At 66.2% G+C, this 2,466-nt stretch carries 4 protein-coding genes; all 4 read left to right on the forward strand.

Features of this window, described 5'->3' with window-relative positions; translation table 11 throughout:
- The coding region (locus AC5JLB_RS27795) for a hypothetical protein (RefSeq protein WP_495877078.1) at nucleotides 1-317 on the forward strand (317 nt) is incomplete at its 5' end.
- Between the two features lie 511 nt (nucleotides 318-828).
- The gene (locus AC5JLB_RS27800) at nucleotides 829-1,221 is read left to right on the forward strand and encodes a hypothetical protein (RefSeq protein WP_495877079.1); all 393 of its coding nucleotides are present in this window, start codon (nucleotides 829-831) and stop codon (nucleotides 1,219-1,221) included.
- Nucleotides 1,218-1,661, forward strand: a complete 444-nt coding sequence (locus AC5JLB_RS27805; protein ID WP_495877080.1) for a hypothetical protein — start codon at nucleotides 1,218-1,220, stop codon at nucleotides 1,659-1,661. Before AC5JLB_RS27800 ends, AC5JLB_RS27805 begins: the two co-directional genes overlap by 4 nt.
- Before the next feature lie 378 nt (nucleotides 1,662-2,039).
- The coding region (locus AC5JLB_RS27810; protein ID WP_495877081.1) for a hypothetical protein at nucleotides 2,040-2,466 on the forward strand (427 nt) is incomplete at its 3' end.

Here is a 2,466-nt window from a genome sequence, read left to right on the forward strand (position 1 = left end):
AGGAGGCCGCCGCAATGTCTGCCGCTCCGAAAATCGACCGCCGCCGCCTGATGACCTTCGCCTGGGATTGGGCGCGCCAAGAGGCCTTCTCCCGCCGCACCTTCAAGCCCTCGCGCTACCTCTCCGAAGCCCTCAAGGCCGCCTGGGCGAACGAGCGCGCTCTCGTTGCCTACGAGGCCCGCAGGGCGACCGAAGCCCAGCGCCCCCTCTACGTGATCCGCGCGGAGATCGAGGACCTCGAGAACCGCGACCGCTTGGGCGTCTCCGGTCTGGTTCGTCTCGCAGCCCTGCAAACTGAGTTCCGGGTCGCCGCCTAGTCACCACCCCTGAGCGGTCTCCCATTCGCCCGGAGCCGCTCGCTATCGAGCCCTCAAGAGGAGAACCCCCACATGACCGCCCACCTGTCCCGCCGTGCCCTGTTGGGCGCGGTGCCCGGCCTCGCCGCGCCAATGGCGCTCCTGCCGGCATCTGTCGCGGAGGCCGGGGCCGAAACCGCCATCCTGCAGCTCTACCGCGAGTGGGAGCCGCTCCGCGTGGCCATGTTCTGCCCAGACGCCACGGACGAAGGCATCGCACCGCTCTACGGCCCTCTACTCGCGCTTGAGGAACGCATCCAGCCGCTGCCCGTCACCTCGCTCGAGGACTTGGCTGCGAAGGTGTCCGCCCTCGCCAGCGACGAGGACACCGACCCCGATGGGCACGCCACCATTCCGGTCGGCATCGTCACCGAGTGCCGCGAGATCCTGGGCAGCGCCGCCGTGCTGACCCCCGCCCCCGTTCCAGGGCAGACCACCGTTCCCCTGCCGCTCCCCGAGAAGCCTGTCCACGATGGAGGGGCGCATCGCCGCCGCGTGCGAGTGGTTCGACCTCGAGCCGCCGATCCTGGAATACGACCCCGACCCCAGGCTGCCGGGGATCGTCGTCACCGAGGAGCTGACGGCGTGGATGTTCGCCTCGGGCGTGTCGCTGGACTGGCTCGTCTGTGGCGATCCGCGCAGCGCCCTCGCCGTGGGCCGCAAGGAGACGCTGCGCCAACGTGACTTCAAGGCCGCTATCCGCGAAGCTGACCCGGCCGAGGTAGGCGCACTCACCGAAGCCCTGCGGCTGCGGGTGGAGCACGGCGTGCCGCTCGAAGCCTGCCTGGAAGCGTGGAAACGTGTCGTCAGCGAGATCCGGGCGGCTAAGGATGCCATGACGCTTGCGGCCGGGGTGCTGACATGAACGCGCAACCGACCTCCCGCCGGGCCATGCTGAAAGGCGCTGCCATGCTCACCGCCGTTCCCGTCGCCGCGCTGGGCGGCGTGCCTGTGTTCGACGTCGTGGGGGAGCCTAAGCCCATCCCCACGCTCCAGCCCGATACACCCGTCTTGGCGCTCTATCGCCGCTGGCGGGCCTACCGCGCGTGGCTCAACACCCCTGAAGCGCGCACCGGCGACGATGACGCGTTTGACGCTCTGGTGGAGTGCTGCACGCCCATGGAGGAGGAGATGAACCGCCTCCCCGCGCAGAACATGACCGACCTCGCGGCCAAGGTGCTGTGTCTCTCCGGAAATGGGGAATGGGCGCTGCCCGAGGGGCCGGAGGGCATCATCGGCGAATGCAAGGCGCTCCTGCGTCAGGCTGGGCTGGACCCCATCCTTAACCGCAAGATGAACCTCTGAGGCGCGACACCAGCCAAGGGACGCAAGTCCCTGACGCAATGAGGCGATGAGTCCCCACAACGGGGGCCTTCTGCCATTTGTCCCCTTCCGACTCGCCCTCCCATTTGGCTACCTATAGTCGGCAATATCGAAGCCGCAGCTGCGGGCAGCCTTCCGGGGCGGGACGGCGGCCCAGAGGTGAAGGGCTGGCCGGCCCTCACCCTGGCCTGCCCCCTGAGGTCAAACTCGTAATCGGGACCATGGCCCTGGTCTGGTGCCCTGGCTCACCTCGGCCTACCTGTGCTGGCCGCTATAAACCTTCTTTTGCTTGTTTCCTCGACTCCTGCCGCCACAGCCCGTAGTTACTCAAAAGTAACTCTGTTTCCTGTAGATGAGGGGATGATGGCGCGCTTTTCTGCTTTCTCTAGGTTTGACATTGATCTGCTGAGCTTGAACGCGCTGATCTCGAACGTCTCCGACTGGGAGTTTTACGATAACGCGTACATCGGAATCAACGGGCGCACGTATCAGGACGTGCTGGGGGTCGAGACGGACTGGGGATCCAGCCTGACGGCCTTCGGCGGGATCAATTTCAGCGTCAACTCGTCGACAGGCGCGGTCACCGGTGGCACCGTTACAGGCGTGGCTGAGGGGAGTTCGGTCAATGGTGCGTTGCTACTGGACTGGGCACTTCAAGACTTCTCTGCCTCAGCAAAGGCCATCTACAACGCGGCCCTAACGTCTGGGACTTCCGACGACAAGTCCGTCATCCAGGCTGCACTCTCGGGCTCGGACGTCTTCAACTTGTCGGATCAGGCCGATCGGA

The organism is Myxacorys chilensis (genome assembly GCF_059505265.1).